This is a genomic window from Alteromonas sp. 009811495 (genome assembly GCF_028865455.1).
In the GTDB taxonomy this organism is placed as follows: Bacteria; Pseudomonadota; Gammaproteobacteria; order Enterobacterales; family Alteromonadaceae; genus Alteromonas.
Map to the genome: position 1 here is coordinate 462,110 of NZ_CP113972.1, position 19,960 is coordinate 482,069.

At 45.2% G+C, this 19,960-nt stretch carries 16 protein-coding genes; 12 read left to right on the forward strand and 4 right to left on the reverse strand.

Features of this window, described 5'->3' with window-relative positions:
* Nucleotides 1-553: 553 nt before the first annotated feature.
* The 6 genes from OZ660_RS02040 to ilvN all read left to right on the forward strand — a co-directional run bounded on the left by OZ660_RS02040 (nucleotide 554) and on the right by ilvN (nucleotide 8,295).
* Nucleotides 554-3,025 carry a TonB-dependent receptor gene (locus tag OZ660_RS02040; protein ID WP_159627309.1) on the forward strand — a complete coding sequence of 824 codons (2,472 nt, stop codon included), beginning with the start codon at nucleotides 554-556 and terminating at the stop codon, nucleotides 3,023-3,025.
* 91 nt (nucleotides 3,026-3,116) lie between these two features.
* Nucleotides 3,117-4,670: a tetratricopeptide repeat-containing sulfotransferase family protein gene (locus OZ660_RS02045; protein ID WP_274742383.1), complete on the forward strand. Its 1,554-nt coding sequence runs from the start codon at nucleotides 3,117-3,119 to the stop codon at nucleotides 4,668-4,670.
* A 134-nt stretch (nucleotides 4,671-4,804) separates the two neighbouring features.
* The gene (locus OZ660_RS02050) at nucleotides 4,805-5,269 is read left to right on the forward strand and encodes a hotdog fold domain-containing protein (RefSeq protein WP_159627307.1); all 465 of its coding nucleotides are present in this window, start codon (nucleotides 4,805-4,807) and stop codon (nucleotides 5,267-5,269) included.
* Nucleotides 5,270-5,468: 199 nt separating this feature from the next.
* Nucleotides 5,469-5,846 carry a DUF413 domain-containing protein gene (gene maoP, locus OZ660_RS02055; protein ID WP_201283986.1) on the forward strand — a complete coding sequence of 126 codons (378 nt, stop codon included), beginning with the start codon at nucleotides 5,469-5,471 and terminating at the stop codon, nucleotides 5,844-5,846.
* A 233-nt stretch (nucleotides 5,847-6,079) separates the two neighbouring features.
* Nucleotides 6,080-7,798, forward strand: coding sequence for an acetolactate synthase 3 large subunit (locus OZ660_RS02060; protein WP_274742384.1), 1,719 nt, complete (start codon nucleotides 6,080-6,082; stop codon nucleotides 7,796-7,798).
* Nucleotides 7,798-8,295, forward strand: coding sequence for an acetolactate synthase small subunit (gene ilvN, locus OZ660_RS02065; protein WP_202263342.1), 498 nt, complete (start codon nucleotides 7,798-7,800; stop codon nucleotides 8,293-8,295). Before OZ660_RS02060 ends, ilvN begins: the two co-directional genes overlap by 1 nt.
* A 115-nt stretch (nucleotides 8,296-8,410) precedes the next feature.
* On the opposite strand, the gene iadA is transcribed toward ilvN, so the two are convergent.
* The 3 genes from iadA to OZ660_RS02080 form a co-directional block, all read right to left on the reverse strand.
* Nucleotides 8,411-9,577: a beta-aspartyl-peptidase gene (gene iadA, locus OZ660_RS02070; protein ID WP_274742385.1), complete on the reverse strand. Its 1,167-nt coding sequence runs from the start codon at nucleotides 9,575-9,577 to the stop codon at nucleotides 8,411-8,413.
* Complete coding sequence (gene yfcC / locus OZ660_RS02075; RefSeq protein WP_274743420.1) at nucleotides 9,578-11,038, reverse strand: putative basic amino acid antiporter YfcC; 1,461 nt, start codon at nucleotides 11,036-11,038, stop codon at nucleotides 9,578-9,580.
* A gap of 74 nt (nucleotides 11,039-11,112) precedes the next feature.
* Complete coding sequence (locus tag OZ660_RS02080; RefSeq protein WP_274742386.1) at nucleotides 11,113-14,058, reverse strand: TonB-dependent receptor domain-containing protein; 2,946 nt, start codon at nucleotides 14,056-14,058, stop codon at nucleotides 11,113-11,115.
* 388 nt (nucleotides 14,059-14,446) lie between these two features.
* Here OZ660_RS02080 and OZ660_RS02085 point away from each other — a divergent pair, with 388 nt between their 5' ends.
* Nucleotides 14,447-16,165, forward strand: coding sequence for a cyanophycinase (locus OZ660_RS02085; RefSeq protein ID WP_274742387.1), 1,719 nt, complete (start codon nucleotides 14,447-14,449; stop codon nucleotides 16,163-16,165).
* A 6-nt stretch (nucleotides 16,166-16,171) separates the two neighbouring features.
* Here OZ660_RS02085 and OZ660_RS02090 read toward each other — a convergent pair whose 3' ends face one another.
* The gene (locus tag OZ660_RS02090; RefSeq protein WP_274742388.1) at nucleotides 16,172-17,149 is read right to left on the reverse strand and encodes a hypothetical protein; all 978 of its coding nucleotides are present in this window, start codon (nucleotides 17,147-17,149) and stop codon (nucleotides 16,172-16,174) included.
* A gap of 183 nt (nucleotides 17,150-17,332) precedes the next feature.
* Here OZ660_RS02090 and tatA point away from each other — a divergent pair, with 183 nt between their 5' ends.
* The 5 genes from tatA to OZ660_RS02115 are packed head-to-tail and all read left to right on the forward strand — an operon-like array spanning nucleotide 17,333 to nucleotide 19,960.
* The gene (tatA, locus tag OZ660_RS02095; RefSeq protein ID WP_159627298.1) at nucleotides 17,333-17,572 is read left to right on the forward strand and encodes a Sec-independent protein translocase subunit TatA; all 240 of its coding nucleotides are present in this window, start codon (nucleotides 17,333-17,335) and stop codon (nucleotides 17,570-17,572) included.
* Nucleotides 17,572-17,871: a Sec-independent protein translocase protein TatB gene (gene tatB, locus OZ660_RS02100; RefSeq protein WP_202263348.1), complete on the forward strand. Its 300-nt coding sequence runs from the start codon at nucleotides 17,572-17,574 to the stop codon at nucleotides 17,869-17,871. The genes tatA and tatB overlap by 1 nt, the downstream gene beginning before the upstream one ends.
* Nucleotides 17,872-18,630 (forward strand): twin-arginine translocase subunit TatC, encoded by a 759-nt coding sequence (tatC, locus tag OZ660_RS02105; protein ID WP_159627297.1) that lies wholly within the window; start codon nucleotides 17,872-17,874, stop codon nucleotides 18,628-18,630.
* Nucleotides 18,631-18,655: 25 nt separating this feature from the next.
* Nucleotides 18,656-19,183, forward strand: coding sequence for a hypothetical protein (locus tag OZ660_RS02110; RefSeq protein ID WP_226433329.1), 528 nt, complete (start codon nucleotides 18,656-18,658; stop codon nucleotides 19,181-19,183).
* Nucleotides 19,184-19,960, forward strand: a complete 777-nt coding sequence (locus OZ660_RS02115) for a TatD family hydrolase (protein ID WP_274742389.1) — start codon at nucleotides 19,184-19,186, stop codon at nucleotides 19,958-19,960. It begins immediately after the preceding gene.

A 19,960-nucleotide genomic window follows, 5' to 3' on the forward strand; every position in this document is an offset into this window, starting at 1 on the left:
GCAAATCTCGTTTCCCGCTCCAAATTTTCGAGCATTTCATAAAAATAAACCAATATAGCTGAATTTGTGTGACCTCTTCATGCGCTTGTGCAAGTGGTGATCTTCTGCTTCTGTGGCTATTCACCAAAATGAATAAAATGCGACTATTTATTCATTTTGCAATGCGCTTTTTTGGTGCGTTATTTCTATATCTGAACTACTCTTTTCTCTAGGCCTTTTTTGTTGCGCGCTATCGTGGTGCTTTATCATGGTGCAATAGTGCGGATATTCTTCCTTAATGCACCTAAATTGGGAATAATTTCACTAATATTGAATAATTACCCTGTTTTGGGTGGTTTTTATATGCATTTGTATTAGAATGCGCGGCAATTTCCGGCATGCTTTCTGCTGAGCATACTTGTGGTATGTTGATTAAATAATAATAACATCAGCGTCTCGCTGGGCCGGACATCAACCTCACAACGCTTGAAACGCAATTTACAGAAGGATTCTGTTTCTCCAATGGAATGGTAATTGGTGGTTCATGAGTATCATCAATATAGAGAGAGAAAAAATGTATAAGAAAAGTGCTCCTTTTCATTTTTCTGCTATCGCTGGTGCCGTGCTTGCGGCTTGCGCTGGCCCGAACGTGTATGCACAAACTGTTGAAATAGACGAAAAGCAAATTGAAACTGTTGAAGTTACTGCAACGCGTCGAAGCGGCACACTACAAGAAGTGCCTATCAATATTTCAGCATTAACCTCTGACGTACTCGATCAACAAAACATCGAAGATCTAGACGCCGTTGCGCGTTGGGTACCTGGTCTTACGGTTACAGACCAAGGTGGACGTAACGACTCGCCAATTATTGTTAGAGGCCTTAACACTAACTCTTCTGGTCCAGGTTCAAATGGTGGAACCGTTGCAACGTATTTTGGCGATATCCCACTGTTTTTGAACATGCGCCTTATTGACGTAGATCGCGTCGAAGTACTTATTGGTCCTCAGGGCACGCTTTATGGTGCCGGTACACTTGGTGGCGCAATTCGTTATATTCCCAAAAATGTTGACCTAGAATTTATGTCAGGTGAAGTGACTGGCGACCTATTTAGCGTAGGAGAAAGTGACGAAGCTGGCGGCGAGAGCAGCATTGTCTTTAACGCGCCTATTATTGAAGGCGAGTTAGGTGTTCGTGCGTCGGTGAATTACTTTAGTAACCCCGGTTTCTTGGACTACAACTATGTAGTGAGAGAAGCGGGCGTATCATTGCCTGACCCAGACTGGTCTGATGAAGACGCTGTTAACAACAATTTGAAACGTGTTGAAGATGCAAATGGTGAAGACACGCTTACGGGGCGTATTGCTCTTCGCTGGGCACCGAATGACTGGTTCGATGGTACTTTAACTTATTTCTATCAAAAACAAGAAGTTGAAGGCCGTTCAATTACGCACTATGACGCGTTGTCGTCAGAGAACCCGTTAAGCGAAGTAATCGGTAAGTATGAGTCTGCTTATCGTTATGAAGAGCCACGCGACAAAGAAGATGAGTTGCTAAGCTTAGAGATGAAAGCCGATCTAGGTTTTGCTGAGTTAGTATCAGCAACCGGTCTGTCAAACTTCGAAGCCAACGGTCAGCGCGATCAAACCGACCTACTTATTCGTTTAGATTATAGCTACGAAGAATTTCCAGCTTTTTCAGCCTATACAGAAGAAGTATCAGAGCGCGAAGTATTTACTCAAGAGCTACGTTTAGTTTCTCAAACCGCAGGTCCACTGTCGTGGATTGTGGGAGGCTTCTACTATGATCTAGAGAGTGAAGGCTTCAGTAAGGAATTTACGCCAAACTTTGATAAGTATGCCATTGAAGTGTGGGGAGTTGATGGAAACTATCGTCCTGATGCGCTCGAATATTTTTCTGTCGATGAATCTGAAGTTACAGAGAAAGCCTTATTCGGTGAAGTGTCGTATGAAATTACCGATGATTGGGATGTTACGCTAGGTTTGCGTGCTTATGAATACGACGTGTACTCGCGCTCAGCAGTAGATTTACCACTGTACAATTCAGTCTTTGAAGGCAGAGCCTCTGACTCTATCGTACTTGACTATGGTGAGACAGAAGCAAACGACAGTGGCACGCTCTTCAAATTCAACACTAGCTATCAATTCACTAACAGTACCATGGGTTACCTAACAGTAAGTGAAGGTTTCAGAATTGGTGGTGCCAACGGTGTTGCAGCTTGCCCAGATAATGTCGATGAATTAAATAACCAAATTGTATGTGCCCTTGAAGAAGAGCAATTGTACGAAGCGGATACAACCAAAAACTACGAGTTAGGTGTAAAAACCAGTTTCTTTAGAAACAAATTACAACTTAACACTGCGTTGTTTTTCGTAGACTGGCAAGACCCACAAGTGTCGGGTGCTACCATTAATGGCCAGCAGCCAATTACTGTAAACGCAGAAGGTGCGGAGTCTAAAGGCGCCGAGTTCTCGATGCGCGCTATTATCGGTGACAATATTACGACGTATGCTACCTATGCTTATACCAAAGCTGAACTAACGGCCGATGCACCTTACTTGTTTGGTGTTTTTGATGAGCAGGGCACTGCACTTCAAGATTACTACGACGGTAAAGATGGCGATCGCTTACCGGGTACAGCTGAACACCAGTTCTCTTTCGGTGTAACCTATAGCCAAGAAGTGTTCGACGATAAAATGTTGAATGTTAACTACGGTATTACTGCTCAGAGCGACGTGTATACCACGGTAGGTCTGCGTCAAGATGGCGAAGCATTACCGGGTTATGCAGTAAGTAACCTAAACGCCACTATTTCAGATGAAGAGTGGTCGGTAACCTTGTACATCGACAACCTATTCGACAAGTATGCGTTTACTTCAACTCGCCGTAACGTAGGCGATATAGGTTTAGGCCAATTTAGCGAAACGCTTCAACCGAACGGTATTGAGCTTCAGCGTAATTACGGCCACTATGTGTTGACCCCGCGTACTATAGGCTTGATGTTTAAGTATCAATTCGGTCTGTAGTATAGTGAGCTAAACAAGCTATACGCATAATAAAGGCGCTTATGCTTCTGGTATAAGTGCCTTTTTACTATAAAAGCAAAAATTTAACGCTATGAACTCAACGCATCCCCGTCTTGACGACGCCGCCAAATATCTTTCTCAACGTGATTATCAGCGTGCCCATCAGTGCTGTGTCGACGTTATACAGCAAAGTGGTCCACATGCTCATGCTTACTTTTTGTTAGGTATCATTCATGTGGAAATCGGGCAAGTTGAAAAAGCCATAGCGCTATTTAATAAATCAAACAGCATAGAGAAACGAGCAATAACCTACGCCTATCTAGCGAAGTGCTATGCGTTAAAAGGTGATATGCGTCAAGCGCTACAATGTGTCGAGAACGCCCCTGTTGATGCGTTATCTCGAGCCCTTGATTTAGACACTGTAGGTGTGTCGCTATCTCGTGTGGGTTTACACGACAAAGCCGCCAATTATTTCGAAAAAGCCCTTGAGTTGGCACCTGATAACGCGCAGTTCAATTATAACTTTGCAGTAAGCGCGAAATTTGCGGGCCATTTTAATGTTGCAAGAAAACACTTTGAGCGTGCGATTACGCTCGCGCCAGATTTTTACCAAGCGCATTTTGCACTCTCTGATTTAGGTGGGGTAAATAAAGAAAGTAACCATTTAGCGCGATTGAATGGTCTTGCCGAAAAGGTTAAAGATAACGCTGAAGGGAGACTTCATATTGGCCACGCGCTGGCAAAAGAGTTTGAAGCAATCAAAGACTATGATAACGCCTATAAGGCACTTGCCCATGCTAAAGTGCCACACCGTCAACGAAGTTTAAGCGCATTAAAAGATTACAGGTCTATATTTGCCCAGTTGCATCAACACCTTGATACAACCACTGCCTCTAGCAATGAAAGTAGCGACGCTCCTATTTTCGTAGTGGGTATGCCAAGAAGTGGCACCACATTGGTCGAACGAATCTTAAGTCACCATTCCAAAGTGGCTTCTGGTGGCGAGTTACAAGATTTTGGTGTCGCAGTAAAGCAGGTTACTGGGACGAACAGTCAACGCGTACTCGATACTCCAACTATTGTAAGTGCTTATGAGAGCGACTTAGGTGCGATCGGCAAAACCTATATCGAGCGAACACAATTTTTAAGGCAAGGCAGTGAGCACTTGGTAGACAAGTTGCCCTTTAATTTCTTTTATATTGACCTTATTCGACGTGCATTGCCCAATGCGAAGATCATCTGTTTAATGCGAAACCCAATGGATACTTGCGTGGGGAATTTCAGACAACTGTTTTCTATAAACAGCCCGTATTACGCCTATGCGTATGATTTAGATGTAATCGGACAACTCTATCTTGAGTTTAAGCACTGGGTTTCAACTTTTGCGCTGCGATATCCAGACAGCATTCGCTTGCAGACTTACGAAGACCTAGCGCATAACCCCCAGGAAGAGGTGAAAGCGTTGTTAGACTTCTGCAACCTGCCTTGGGAAGAACAGTGTCTCGAGGTAGAAAATAACAATCTGCCCGTTTCTACCGCCAGTAAAGTACAAGTAAGGGAGCCCATTAATACCCGTTCTATTGGCCGGTGGAAACATTACCAAGAACATACGGCATCATTACAAACAGTACTGGGCATCAAGTAGCACCTAATTACGCTGTATAAACGTAACAATTATGTTAATGTAGTAATCAACTGGTCTAACCAGATTGGCTGCGCTGCAAGTCACAGTGCACTCGCTAACCTTTTTGAGACTTTTATTAAGTCAGCGTGATAACTATGTCAAAAAACTATGTACTCAATACCTACAACAAATTTATTAAGCTGCCTTTTGGCAAAAAGCTGTTTAGTTGGTATTCCGCGCGCCGTGCGCCGTATTTTGGAACCGTATCGCCAATCATTACCGATATAAAGCCCAACTTTTGTGAAGTACACATTAAAAAACGTAGAGCAGTAGAAAATCATATTGGTACTGTTCATGTTATAGCGATATGTAACGGTCTAGAGATGGCGATGGGGTTTATGTGTGAGGCGTCAATTCCTAAGCATCTACGTTGGATCCCAAAAGGAATGGAAGTGAAGTATCCCGCTAAAGCTGATTCTGATATTCGTTGCGTCGCTGAAGTACCGGATGATGCATGGAAGCCAGGTGATCTCCCTATTTCAGTTAAAGCATATAATGCATCGGGTACTGTGGTAGTTGAAGGCACCATAACCGTATGGGTGAGCGAAAAGCGTAAGTAATCAAAAATGAAAAAAGAAGGCCGCTTTAGCGGCCTTTTTATTGAGGACAAATACGTCGGTTTTATTAAGTTTTTACGATGGTGGCTTTTCTGTTTGACAGTTTTTCAAAACACAACTAAGAATAACGAGTGAAGCGATTAAGGCGCTAGATCAGAAGTCTATTTCATTACATTACATATTCGTTGTGGAAGAGGTTAAGATGTCAGTGATCACCAAAGAACAAGTTACAAGAAAGCCCTTTGCAGACAAAAAGAATTATCCTTACGGGTTTGCACGCTCTGGAGACTTTTCGATAAACGAAGCAAAGATGTTGCAAACCCATGGCAGTTTATTTGCCGCACTCGTTGACGGAAAAATAACGCCAGAGACTGATGAGGAGCAACAGTACTTGGAGTCAGCCCTTGGTCATCGCGAGCCAGCAACGCCCCAAGAAAAAGCATGGCTTAAGTATCAAGCGCGTATCAATCGCCCTAAAACAGCCAGTATTTATGGTTCAAAACGAGCGGCAGCAGAAGATGTTGACGATGACGACGATATAAGCGATAACAGTGACCTAGATATCGATCTTGACGATTAACCATCCTTACACCAAGTACATCTTCTCCCTATTGTTAACTTGGTGTAAATAATTATCCTAATATTTGTCAAATTTACACTTAAGTCGAAATATTTATCCTAATTATTGCGAATATTGGGATATATATCTCACTTTTGCGTAATTTAGTGTTTTATCTTCCTATTACCTTAGTTATAGTCGGGGCATCGTCAACGTACGCTGACAAACCCCAACCCATTACAGGAGAAAGCACTGTGAAAATGATGTCGGGCGCAGCCATGGTGGTAGAAGCGCTAAAAGATGTAGGAGTGACACACTTGTTCGGTTACCCAGGTGGTGCCGTACTAGACATTTATGATGCGTTGTTCGCACAAGAAGATGTCAAACATGTCCTCGTGCGTCATGAACAGGCAGCCGCCCATATGGCGGATGGTTATGCACGTTCAACTGGCAAAACCGGCACAGTGCTCGTCACATCAGGTCCAGGCGCGACCAATACCATTACCGGTATTGCTACTGCGTACATGGACTCTATTCCGATGGTTATTCTATCGGGACAAGTGCCGTCAATGCACATCGGTGAAGATGCATTCCAAGAAACTGACATGGTGGGGTGTTCGCGTCCTATCGTAAAACACAGTTTCTTAGTAAAGCGTGCAGTGGATATTCCTGAAGCAATTGCCAAGGCATATTACATTGCAAATACCGGTCGTCCGGGCCCAGTTGTTGTTGATTTACCAAAAGACATTGTAAACGTGGCTGAGGAGCATCCATATGTCTTCCCAAGCGACGTGACTATGCGTTCATACAACCCAACCGAAAAGGGCCACCCTAAGCAAATCAAAAAAGCGGTTGAGTCACTGCTCAAAGCGGAGCGTCCAGTACTTTACGTAGGTGGCGGTGCGGTGGCATGCGACGCTTCTGAAAAAGTGATTGAATTGGCTGAGAAGTTAAATGCTCCCGTAACCTGTACCCTTATGGGGCTAGGAGCAATGCCAGGCACGCATAAACAGTTTATTGGCATGTTGGGTATGCACGGTACGCTTGAAGCCAATAAAACCATGCACAATTCAGACTGCATTATTGCATTGGGCGCGCGATTTGACGATCGTGTGACGAACAATGTCGATAAGTTTTGTCCTCATGCAGACATTATTCACGTTGATATAGACCCAGCGTCTATTTCGAAAACCGTAAACGCGCACATTCCCGTGGTGGGTTCGGTAGATAAAGTACTTGATCAAATTCTCGGTCAAGTAAACAAGAAAGACTTGTCTGGTCAGAAAGACAAATTAGCCGACTGGTGGCAGCAGATTGAAACATGGCGCACTCGCCAGTGCCTTAACTATGCACAAGGCGAAGAGGTGATTAAGCCACAGCGCGTTATCGAAGCTTTGTACAAGCACACCGATGGTAAAGCGTACGTAAGTTCTGATGTAGGTCAGCACCAAATGTTTGCTGCCCTTTATTATAAGTATGACAAGCCTCGCCAGTGGATTAACTCAGGTGGTCTAGGCACGATGGGCTTTGGTTTGCCCGCTGCAATGGGCGTTCAGTTTGCGCACCCTAATTCAACGTCAGTGGTCGTAACAGGCGACGGCAGTATTCAAATGAATATTCAAGAACTGTCTACCTGTTTGCAGTACAACCTACCCATAAAGATTATTTCGTTGAACAACCGTGCTTTGGGCATGGTGCGTCAATGGCAAGATATGATTTACAAGGGCCGTCACTCACATTCTTATATGGATTCAATGCCTGATTTTGTGAAGTTGGCAGAGGCTTATGGTCATATAGGTATTAAAGTCGATAAACTCGACGAGTTAGATGCGGCTATGGAGAAATGTTTCAGTTACACAGATCGCCTAGTGTTCATGGACATTGCAGTAGACCAAAACGAACACGTATATCCAATGCAAATTAAGTATGGCGCAATGGATGACATGCGCTTGAGCAAGACGGAGCGAACCTGATGAAACGTATTATTTCAGTATTAATGGAAAACGCCCCTGGCGCACTTTCACGAATTGTAGGTGTATTTTCACAGCGCGGTTACAACGTCGACTCGCTTTGTGTGGCGCCAACGGATGATGCGAGTTTGTCGCGTCTTACCATCATTACACATGGTGATGATAAAGTTATTGAGCAGATTACGAAGCAAGTAAACAAGCTTATTGATGTGCTCAAGGTGGTAGATTTAACTGAAGGTGCTCACATTGAGCGCGAGCTAATGCTTATTAAAGTAGCGACGCGTACAGAGGCGGTACGCGCTGAAGTGAAACGCAACGCTGATATTTTTCGCGCGCGCATTGTTGATGTGAATGCAAACAACTACACCATTGAAATTACAGGCACCACGGATAAGCTCGACGCTTTTGCAACCACTATGGGGCAATGCGCTGAAATTATTGAGTCTTCTCGAACTGGTGTATGTGGTTTAGCCCGTGGTGATAGAGCACTTCGTCCTTAAGCGCAAATCCGTATGTAATAACAAAAAAGGGCGTTTACGCCCTTTTTTGCTTTTTAGAGAATGCCTGGCTCCTCGCTAAGCGTTCTCCTGTTTCAGTTAGCGTTTCCAATTACAATTATTCAAACGTGCCTTTTACAATGGCCTTACCCTGGACCACAACGTGCTTGCCTTTCGCAATAACATGAACAATATCTAAGGTTGTCTTGTTGCATAGCACGATGTCTGCATCGCTATTTGGCTCTAGTTTTCCTTTTTGGTGAAGTTTCAGCATACGCGCAGGTGTTGTACTGACCACTTGAATGGCGTTTTCAAGTGAAACGTTATGTTCCAAAACCAGCGCTTTGAACGCGTCGAATAAACTCCCGACTTTGCCAACTTCCAAGCCCACTAACATGCCATTATCATCAAAGACGGGCAAACTCGCGTTACCATCTGAGCTCATACTTAAATGCCGTGCAGTAACGCCGTTTGTTAGGCAATATGCTATGGCATCAGCAGCCGGAATTTCGCCTTCTTCAATAAACTGTTCATTGGTGCTTGTGGTCATATCAATAACACCGCCACAGCGCGTCCAGGCAATGCCGGCCTCTAGCAAACCTTGATTTCTGTTGATGTGAGTGGGATAAAACTGGCTTGCGGGTATGTCGGTATTGTTAATCACATCGTGTAAAAGTGAAAGTTGACGTTTCCCATCACCGGTATGGATATAAACAATGCCCGCCTTACCTGAAATCATACCGCCAGTGCGCGCTTGCGCCGCTACTTCGGCCAATGCCTGCACCGTAGGTTCGGCAGCTCTGTGATCGGCAATCGCCACTTCGCCTATACCAATCATTGCATCAATAAGCACTATATCGTCGGTAACACTGCCAGTAATCGTACGGGCAGGTAAGTGATACGAACCGGTGTAACAATACGCACTAATCCCCTCAATATTCAGTCCTTTTGCTTTAGCAACAAGGTCAGGCAAAGTGCGAGTGGTGGCATCGGTGCCTAATGCACCAATCACCGTTGTTACACCATGTAATGTTGCTTCAGTTAACGACATTTGCGGGGTACGGGTATGAAAACCTCCCTCACCGCCACCACCAGAGATATGGACCAAGCTATCCACTAAGCCAGGCAGCGCAATAAGATTGCTCCCATCAATAACGTTTACAAGCGAAGAGGTAAGCGAGATGTCAGGTGCAATATGGGCAATTGCATTGTTGGCGATAAGAATATCAACACTTCCTTGTGGGGAAGGTGCATAACATTCTACATTTTTAATCAGCGTGAGCATTTAAGAGAAACCTATTAGAACGGCGGTGATAACAGTGAGTGACGCGAGCAAAAAAAGGCATGCACAAAATTTAGCGATGAATTTTACCCATGTTGTCCAGCTAACACCAGCTACGCCTAAGCAGCCAATAAGCGAAGCTGAGGTAGGAATAATAAGGTTGGTTAAGCCATCGCCCAATTGAAATGCCAGTACAGCAACTTGACGGGTCACGCCAACTAAGTCGGATAACGGTGCCATAAGCGGCATGGTAATGGCGGCTTGCCCTGAGCCTGAAGCAATGAAGAAGTTAAAGATACTTTGAAATACCAGCATTAACCAAGCACTCATGACTGATCCTGTATGCGCCAGCGTGCTACCAGTATGATGCAGCAATGTATTGAGTACCGAAGGCGTGGTGACATCGTCGCCACCTAACACCAGCACAATCCCTTTTGCCATACCCACAATTAACGCCGCTGGCAGTAATGATTGGGCACCACTTACGAAGGCGGCACTAATATCGTTCATTCGCATACGACCGCCAAACCATGCAATAGCGCCTACGATAATGCCCATACAGAAAAATTGTGAAGCAATTTGTGGAATGTAATAAGCGTGTACAATAACCCCCCACATAACCCAAATAATGCAGGCAAAAAACGCAACAAGAATGATCTTGTCTACTGTACTAAATGATGTTTTCGCATCATCAGGCTCTACAGCGCTTTCATTCGGTATGGTGTTAGAGTGTGGGTGTTCACTTGCGAGTTTATTTGTATTTACTACTTTTAGTTTCTTCGCGTAGCGCAGGGTGAATAATAGTCCAACTAGAGTAAATATCGCCCACGTTGCAATGCGAAACCCTTGCCCCGACATCAAAGGTACGTCAGCGATGCCTTGTGCAATGGCGACAGAAAATGGATTCATCCAACTGGTAGCAAAACCTATCTGGGTAGCGACATAGGTAACGAGTACGGCCATAATGCCGTTGTAGCCCATTGCGGTCATTAAGGGTACCAGAACGATACAAAAGGCTATGGCTTCCTCACCCATACCAAACACTGCGCCGCCTAATGAGAACAATAAAAATAGTGCCGGTAGCAGTAAATTGTCGGCGTGCTGATAACGGTTTATCAGTGCCATTATTCCGTTATTGATAGCCCCTGTTTGCATAACAATGCCAAAGGCGCCACCAACAATAAGAATAAAGGCAATAACGCCTACCGCTGCACCCCACTTGTCGCCTGACACCATACCATCAAAGGCATAGTTAGCGATCCCCGTTGTATTGCCAGAACCGTCAAACAACACAAATCCGTGATGTGTCTCACTATAAGTAAAACTATCGGCATCTAATACCGTTTTTACGTCGCCAGAGGATGTGACAATGTCTTTTGTATCAAATGAACCTGCAGGTACAAGCCAAGAAACAAGACCTGCAATCAGAATAACAAAAAACAAGATGACAAATGCGTCTGGCATACGCGATGTTGAAGGTGAATGTTGCAACCTTACCTCCGAGAATGAAAGGGGGCGTTACGCCCCCTTGGTGTCACTTATTGAAAATAGTAGCTAAACGCAAGCGTGTAGCGCGTACCAAATGGGTCGTGGTTATATGCATCAAAGCCTCTTCCAGAACCATATGCAGTTGGTGCATCGCGGTCAAATAGGTTGTCCACAGTTAATCGAATGTCGGCGTTGTCAAAGTAATAACCTGCACTAAGCGTTACCGTTGTCCAACTGCTGACATCTCGTTCTTGGTTTTCTTCGGTAATCGCACCAATATCTATTAGCTCGTCGATTTCGCGACCTCGCAAGCGGATAATGTCATCATCGTAGCTGCCAGTATAGAAGACGTAAGCACCGACATACCAGTCTTCTTCAACATAGAAAAGCTCGGCGGTTGCAACGGTTTCAGGGTACAAGAATGTGCCTGCGAGCGACTCTATCTGATCTGAGCCCGGTCTGTTGCGATCGTAAGTAAGATAGTGGGTACCAGACAACCCCAGCTCTAAGGTGCCGCGAGACAAGTTAATGTCGTGCGTAACGTTCCAGTCAATACCTTCAAGTTCCTGAGTACCGGTGTTATCTAGCAATAAGATATGGTCTCTGAATAAGGGGAGCTCTGCAAAGCGCGGGTCATCAAAGGCCACCCATGCATCTAAAATCTCAGTAAGGTTTGCACCGTCATCCTCTATGGTGTTTCCTTGGCTGTCAGTGACCAAACATAAATCTTCTAGATATGAGATGCCGATTTCACCTTCGTCTAATACACCGCAATGGCGCAGTGAAGCGTCGGTAATCGCTTCGTTGAGCACGCCTGTCATGTTGGTATCAACAATATCTTCGTGGTCGAATGTCCAGTAATCTACCGTGATATGCGTATTATCAGTAGGGCTGTAGGCAAAACCAAACGAGTACGTCTCAGATTCTTCAGCGCGCAGAGCAGGGTTGCCTAACTCAAGTACGTTGTTCCCGCGCACCGTACCTTGACCTTCGCAATATAAATCAGCGACTGCGCTATTAACGCTACAGTCAAACGAGGCACGGGTAGTTCGCAGCTGTACGCCAGCTTGGGTTAGTGAAGGTGCTCTAAATGCAGTAGACCAAGAGCCTCGCAGCACAAGGTTATCAAGTGGTCGATACGTAAAGCCCACTTTGGGATTGAAGGTACTGCCAAAGTCATTGTAATCGTCAAAACGTCCCGCAAGGCTAATATCGAACTTGTCAGAAACAGGCACAAATACTTCGGTAAAAATACCCATCTGGTTTCTATCGGCAGCAGATGCACTTGAACCAAAACCAAAGACGTCGACAAGAAAATCATTTTCTGCACGGGCTTGAGAGTCAAGGGAAGGCATATCGGTAATTTCTTCGCGTCTAAACTCAACACCTGCTGCAAGTAAAACGGCGTTGCCATTGAATTGAGCAATCTCTCCGTTGATTTTAGCATCAACACCAAATACTTCGCTGGTACCATCGCGCGTCGGACGTGCTTGAGTAAGGCCTAAAATAGCGTCGTTTTGGGCGTCACCCACTAAGAATGGGTTGTACGCAGAAAGTAAGTTACTGCCCGCACAGCTTAAGCTGTCATCATCACTGTTGTATTGGGCAATGTTGCCATTCTCACACAATTCGCCGTGGGCGGCTGCGGTATACAAATAACGGTTGTAGATACCTTGCGTGGCAACTTGTTCTGATTCACTGCGAGAATACAGTGCACCGGCTTCCCATTCCCAGTCACCAAAATATCCTAGTACTGAGGTCACCAAACGGATGGCATCTGTCTCGATTTCAACGGTGCGCGGCGATGAGAAGCGTGCGTCGTATTGGAAACCCTCAAGTTCACGACCGGCCACCGTATCAAAAGGGTCAACATATAGGTTATCAAAAATGCTATTTCGCGTTGTCTCGTCCAATACATCAAGGGCGTCCACACCTATCCACGCGCCTTCTTCGTCATCAACTTGGTTGATAGGCGCTGGTGTAGAAAACGACGTTGATTTGGTATGTGAAGCCAGCAAGTCTGTACGCCAGGTTAGATTGTCACCTTGATAGGTATAGGTGAAGCCACCAGAAAGGGTCTCAAGTGGCGTTTCAAAATAGTCATCTTCATTAGCATAGTAAGCACATATTTCTTCGCCAAACTCGGTAATGGTTAACTCGTCAGCACAATTAGGTGCTGGCATCTCGTTACCGTCTCTGGCGCTGTTGAAGTAAATGTTGGGTTGGCCTTTCGCAAGATATGAATAGCTACTTTGCAAAATAGGCTCGCGGGTCTGCGAAAAGTCTACTGCGCGAATTGCTTTTCTGTCGTAGTAATCGACAAAGGCAGTGAGGTTGCTGTTTTCAAAGTTCTTGCCCCACAACATTTGAAAATTCAGCACACCGTGATCGTTGCTGTTCGTGGTGTTTTCGTAGTTGGTAGAAAGCTCAAGACCCTCGTAATCGTCTTTGAGAATATAGTTGATAACGCCTGCCACAGCGTCTGCGCCGTAAATTGCCGATGCACCCGTAGCAAGAATTTCAACACGCTCTACCGCTGATGCTGGAATGCTGTTGATATCAACAAAGTTCTCTGTACCTGCGGCGAATGAACTGGCTGCGATTCGACGCCCATTCACTAACGTCAGTGTGGATGACGGACCTATTCCGCGCAACGACGCAGCCGCTTGCCCTGGTGGGGTTGATGTAGATGTTGCGCCACTTTGTGTTGTATCAAACGTGCCTACGCCACCGCGAGCTTGAGTCACCGTACGCATAAGCTCTGAAATGGTTGATGCGCCTGTGCGAGCAATATCATCTGAAGTCAAAACGGTGAGTGGCTGCGCGCCCTCCATATTGGCACCGCGAATATTACTACCGGTCACCTGAATGCGTTCAACGGTCTCGTCTTCATTGACGGGTTCTTGAGCGAACGCCGCACCAGCAATACAAAGAGATAGGTAGCTGAGCGTGCCAACAGACACACTGATTCTGTGAAGTAACGTCGATTTTTTCATTATTGTAATTCCCATAACACGCACGGTCTGATGCCGCTTTACGCGCGATTCAACACTTGATTAAAGAGAAATTTGCTGCAAGACGCAGCGAGGCCGCTTCAATTAATTGAAGGGCTTGGAGGCTACTCGTCGAACCACTCCGACAAGTAAAAGTTTTGATAGCGATAGTTGCCAAGATTGGCAGCTTTCTTGATCATCGAATAAAACCAGTGCTGTGACGAATTATGCATTTCGTCTGGGTAAAATAGTGTTTAACGGTGTTAACGAAACCGTTGACATTAATAATTAGTTAACACTACGGTGAATAAAAGTCAATCAAATAAATACGCCGTTGGATTAAATGAAAGTCTCTTTTTTGAACATTTTAAACAGTGTCTGCAGGGCGCCCATGAAATTGCCTGTTAAGTTGTCATGTTTTTTCTATATATATGTTTTTTCTTGTTATTCTTTCGCTTCGCCTAATTTGATTTTGGCGGGTGGTGCGCTTAAGACATGTGCAAGTCTGTCTGCCAAAAACTGCGATTCAGATCATGTTTTTGTTAACGCGAAAACACATGCTCTCTACGAAGTTAATGCAGAGTCGCTGTCGAGATACCGAAAGAACAGTACTGAGTTTGGTAAATTTGATGAAATTTTGTATTCATCATTATCGAATATTTATTCATCTTTGGGTGGTGCGCAGTATAAGAAGAATGCGTTGTTTGACGCCCTTAATGATGCAGGGTTTCACAACGATGACATTCGCAGCCTCTCGGATGCGAGCTATTTTTTACTTTTGGACTCATTAGAAGTCAGTCAGGTAGATTCGAAGGGAGAGCGCCTTAAAGAGCGGGTATCCCTTGCGCATACCAAAGAAAAAGCGTCGGTTGATGTATACAATGCTTTTCTACAAGCGGCAAAAGACAAGCATCGCAAAAAGAGGGTTGAGCGGCGAGTAAGAGTAGGCGTGATCACCGCATCATCCCGGGACCCATTTGAAGCCGTAGATTTCTACACAGGGGTATTTAGTAACGCAGATATCGATGTGGAGTGGATACCATTAACACCTGCCTTACAGCACGCTAAATTTGTAAGCGATATGGGCGGCAAGGGCTGTGAAAACTTACCCCATTTCAGGGCGCAGTTTACATTATTCGACAAAGCGCGCTTGTACCCAGAGCGTGCTGAAAAACAAACGGCTTGGTGTCTAGATGAAACATTGGCACTTGATACGCTGTCTAATCTCGACGGATTATTTTTTAATGGCGGCGATCAAAGTAAAACCCTTGCCGCACTTACAACACCTACCGGTGAACCGAGTACCTTTTTAACTCATCTTCGAGCATTGTGGAAGGCAGATGCCATTGTTGTCGGCGGCACAAGTGCAGGTACGGCAGTTCAGGCTGGTGGTTTTGCAAATGGACGACCTATCCCTATGCTCACAAGTGGCGACTCAGAAGGTGTTCTTTCCAGTGGGGTTTTCGCCGTACCACCCGTCTCCCAGCGTTGTGAAGACGGCAGTGGTTGTGAGAATCATCTTTTGGATAATGCCGTTACACTTAACCCTGTGGGTGGATTGGGCTTATTTCGTTACGGTCTATTAGACACCCATTTTTCAGAGCGCGACCGAGAAGTAAGGCTAATCGCTGCGACGGCACAGAGTCAGCAACAATTTGGCTTTGGGGTTGATGAAACAACCGCATTACTTGTCGAACCTGAGACGCAAGCAAATCAACTTAGTTTCAGTGTTATCGGTAAAGGTGGCGTGTTTATTGTCGACCTTAGTGAAGGGCGCATAGAAGAAACGCGATATAAAGAAAAGGCTAAACGCATAATAGCCGGCTCTGCGAGCTTTGTGCCCTCGGGCAGCAAAGGCACAATTCGCGAAGGGGTACTAAATATCGACTTAGTGAAACAAGATAACGCAATACCGCGCCATGCCAATAAAAAAGGTAGCGCTGACGGTGTGTGGCGGGAGCAGGTAATGCGTCTTTGTCGCAACGCTGAAGAAACATCGTGGGAGCACCTTGGCACAACTCATGTACTTAAACGTTCCGCGCAGTCAGTCGTTCAGCGTAACAATTATTGTGGTTATGCCTATGTACCATTTTTGGTGTTCGAGCCATAAGCGTATTTAGGTATCTTTCCCGTAATAGGCTTCAATGCGCAGTGCAACACCGTACGACGTCTTGAAGTCTTCATTACGTAACCATAATACAAAGGGCTCTACTTCAAAGAAGAGCCAATCGCGTAATGTATTATTGCGCCAACGCATTCCTGCGTATATTTCTTCAACGCGATAGTTCGGCTGGCTGAGTCCTTCAACCATAAAATGGGGAACGATCGCATTGTGTTCATCCACCGAATACAGATGGTGCACTTCATGTCGCCAAAGCCAGTCGTTTGTATCATCTCTAAAATAAAATCGATTGTTCTGGCGGAAAAGGTGCTTCTCGTTCACATCGTATTGAAACGCAACGCCAGTCTCTGCGCCTAAGCGGTCCCGTGAGTAAAAGTAAAGTTCGCTGTCATATAGCATTGCCCATTGAGAAGACAGGGCTAAAGCATCGCGATAGCGGGCCTTTACATAAAGCTGGTCGCGTCTACCTGCGCCCACACGAAAAGAGTAATGTGAATCTTGCTCTGGTCTGAAACGCAGTGCAATGGTGGTACGGTCCCGATCATTGTTATCAGTATTTCTCGCGGCGCGAATGGTATTGTCTTGCGTTTCATCTTCATTATCGCTGAGCAGCAAATCCACTCTATCTTCAAGCGCGGGAAGTTGTACTCTTATTCTAAATCGCAAATCGGTGTCGGAGAGCATGCCAATGCGAGGCTCCCATGCAAGCTGAACTCTGCCTTCAGCGCGTGCCTGTTTGTGGGACGCGCGCGCGTCATCATCGAGAAAAAGGCCATCGAGTTGTTTGACCGTAAAATCCATTGAATCAGTAAAACTACGCTGCCAGATATCAAACCATCGATTATTCTTTTCTGCCTCATTTTGAGCGCTGTTTATCTGATAATCTGGATTATTGACCGACGCACTATCGCTAGCCACACCCTGATTAGGCAGCAACAATAATGAAGAACAAACGGCCACAATACACAGCATTGCTAACTAACTCCTTGTTAAATTGGCAATAAAAACCAGACTGCGAGTAGAGTAGAACTCACTACTAGAGCATCGCGCTTCATCAACAAAACGTCAATGATTATTCGTTGTCACAAATATTCAGGTGAAAGCATCGCCGTGCAATGGCATACTGTGGAAATTGATGTAAGGGAGATTATTTTTATGGGTGGAATTAGTATCTGGCAACTGCTGATCATACTGGTTATCGTAGTGTTATTGTTTGGCACAAAACGTCTTAAAGGTATTGGTACTGATTTAGGTGGCGCAATTAAAGGCTTCAAAAAAGCGGTAACTGAAGACGACAAAGACGCAGACTTTGAGCAGAACAAGCAAGTTGAAGAAAAATCAACGGCGGACACGGTATCTGCTAAAACATCGAGTGACGTTAAAGAAAAATCCTAATGTTCGATATCGGCTTTTGGGAGCTACTAGTTATCGGTGTGCTGGCGCTATTGATTTTAGGGCCAGAACGTTTACCGGGAGCTATGCGCTCGACTATTAATACAATTCGAAGCGTTCGCAATGTTGCCACTGGCTTTAAGCAAGAAGTGGAGCATCAATTGCGAGTGCATGAATTGCATGAAAATTTGAAAAAAGCAGAGCAACAAGGGCTCAAAAACCTTTCACCTGAACTTGAACAAAGTGTTGATGAGCTTAAGAAAGCTGCTGAATCGGTTCAAGAACCTTATAAAAAACAATAGATGTCTGACGCTAACAACTTAATTTCTCACCTGATTGAACTGCGTAGTCGCATACTCAAAGCCCTTTTGAGTGTGTTGGTTGTGTTTTTGTGTTTGGCTGCCTTCGCGCAAGATTTGTATCAGTTGCTTGCACTGCCTTTGCTCGAAAGCTTGCCTGAAAATGCAACCATGATTGCAACCGATGTGGCGTCGCCGTTTTTTGCGCCGTTCAAACTCACCTTGGTACTGTCTTTTTTTATTGCAATACCCTATGTGCTGTACCAAGTATGGGGATTTGTTGCCCCCGGTTTATACCGCAATGAAAAACGCTTGGTCGCACCTTTACTGTTATCAAGTACCTTGCTGTTTTATGCTGGTATGGCCTTTGCGTACTTTGTGGTTTTCCCTATTGCCTTTGCTTTTTTTAACAGTGTGGCGCCAGAAGGGGTTACGGTAAGTACCGATATTTCCAGTTATCTTAATTTTGTACTGAAACTGTTTTTTGCTTTTGGTGTCTCATTCGAGATACCGATTGCCATTATTTTATTGTGTTGGACTGGGGTCACTGACGCAAAATCCCTACGCGCAAAGCGCCCCTATGTTGTGGTAGGTGCTTTTGTTGTAGGTATGCTACTGACGCCACCAGATGTGATCTCACAAACCCTACTTGCCATTCCCATGTGGTTATTGTTTGAAGTGGGTGTCATTGTTGGCGGCTTGTATGCAGGTCGATCTAAGTCTGATGAGGACGAACCCGAGCAGCGCCCTGACAACACATAGCAGTTATATATAGAAAGGAATAAAAATGAAAACACGCGCTCTTTCTCTAATCACTATGCTATGCGCCTTTGGCGCGTTCTCAGCACAGGCTGAGACAGTGGGAGAAGCCTTACAAAAATGCCGTAGTACCGATAATAGTCTTAAACGTTTGGTGTGCTATGACCGCCTTGCCAAGTCGTTAGACCAGTTTGACGGTGCGAACGAGCTTGTGGGCACAGTGCAGCCGTTGCCTGCTATTCGCCAACAAGGTGTAGCGCAAGCGCCACAAACCAACACGCCTGCAGATCCGGCCAGCGAATTTGGTTTAGAAAACAAGAAGAAGCCAACAAACCAATTAAGTGAAGTGTCGTTAACGATAACGGATATTTCTAAGAGCTTGCGCGGGAAGTACGTAGTGACATTTAGCGACGGCTCAGTGTGGCAACAAACCGATGATACCTACCTTAATATCGAAGTTGGCCAAACGGTTACGATTGATCGTGGCTTTCTTGGCGCATTCTTTATGGGTGTAGAAGGTGTTAACAAGCGAATAAAAGTGAAGCGCCTTAAGTAGATGGCGTGGTTCGATGCTGGCGTCAATCTTCTGGATAGTCGATTTGACGCCGACGACGTAATCAATAACGCCAAGGATGCAGGCGTCACTAAATTACTGGTTATTACTACTCATCCCAATGAGTGGGAGCGTGCCTCTGCGCTTTACCAGCAATATCCAGAGCATTTGTGTTACACAATAGGTGTACACCCCCACAATGCAAAAGATGTAGAGCCGCATCATTACGACTTGTTAAAGCGCGCTGCCCAGCAACCAGGATGTGTTGCTATTGGCGAGTGTGGCTTAGACTTTAATCGTGACTTTTCTCCACGAGACACGCAAGTTTCTGTTTTTGAAACCCAATTAACTATTGCTCAGGAGCTTGGGCTGCCAGTGTATCTTCACGAACGCGATGCCTTCGAACAGCAAATGGCTATTTTGCGCCGATTTATGCCTGTACTCGCAGGCGGTATAGCTCACTGCTTTACGGGTAATGAAAGACAAGTTCAAGACTATCTCGAACTGGGCCTTTATATCGGAATTACAGGCTGGGTGTGCGATGACAAGCGCGGCGTTGAATTGAGAGAAGCGGTCAAGCACATTCCACTAAACAGATTGGTGCTTGAAACCGATGCGCCTTATTTGTTTCCGAAAACGCTAAGGCCGCGTAAACGCAACAATGAGCCTGCGTTTTTACCTCATATCGCTAATCAATTAGGCGAGTATCTGCAGTTAGAGACTGATATATTGCGTAATTGCAGTTATGCTAATACTTGTGAGTTGTTTTCACTCCAGTAG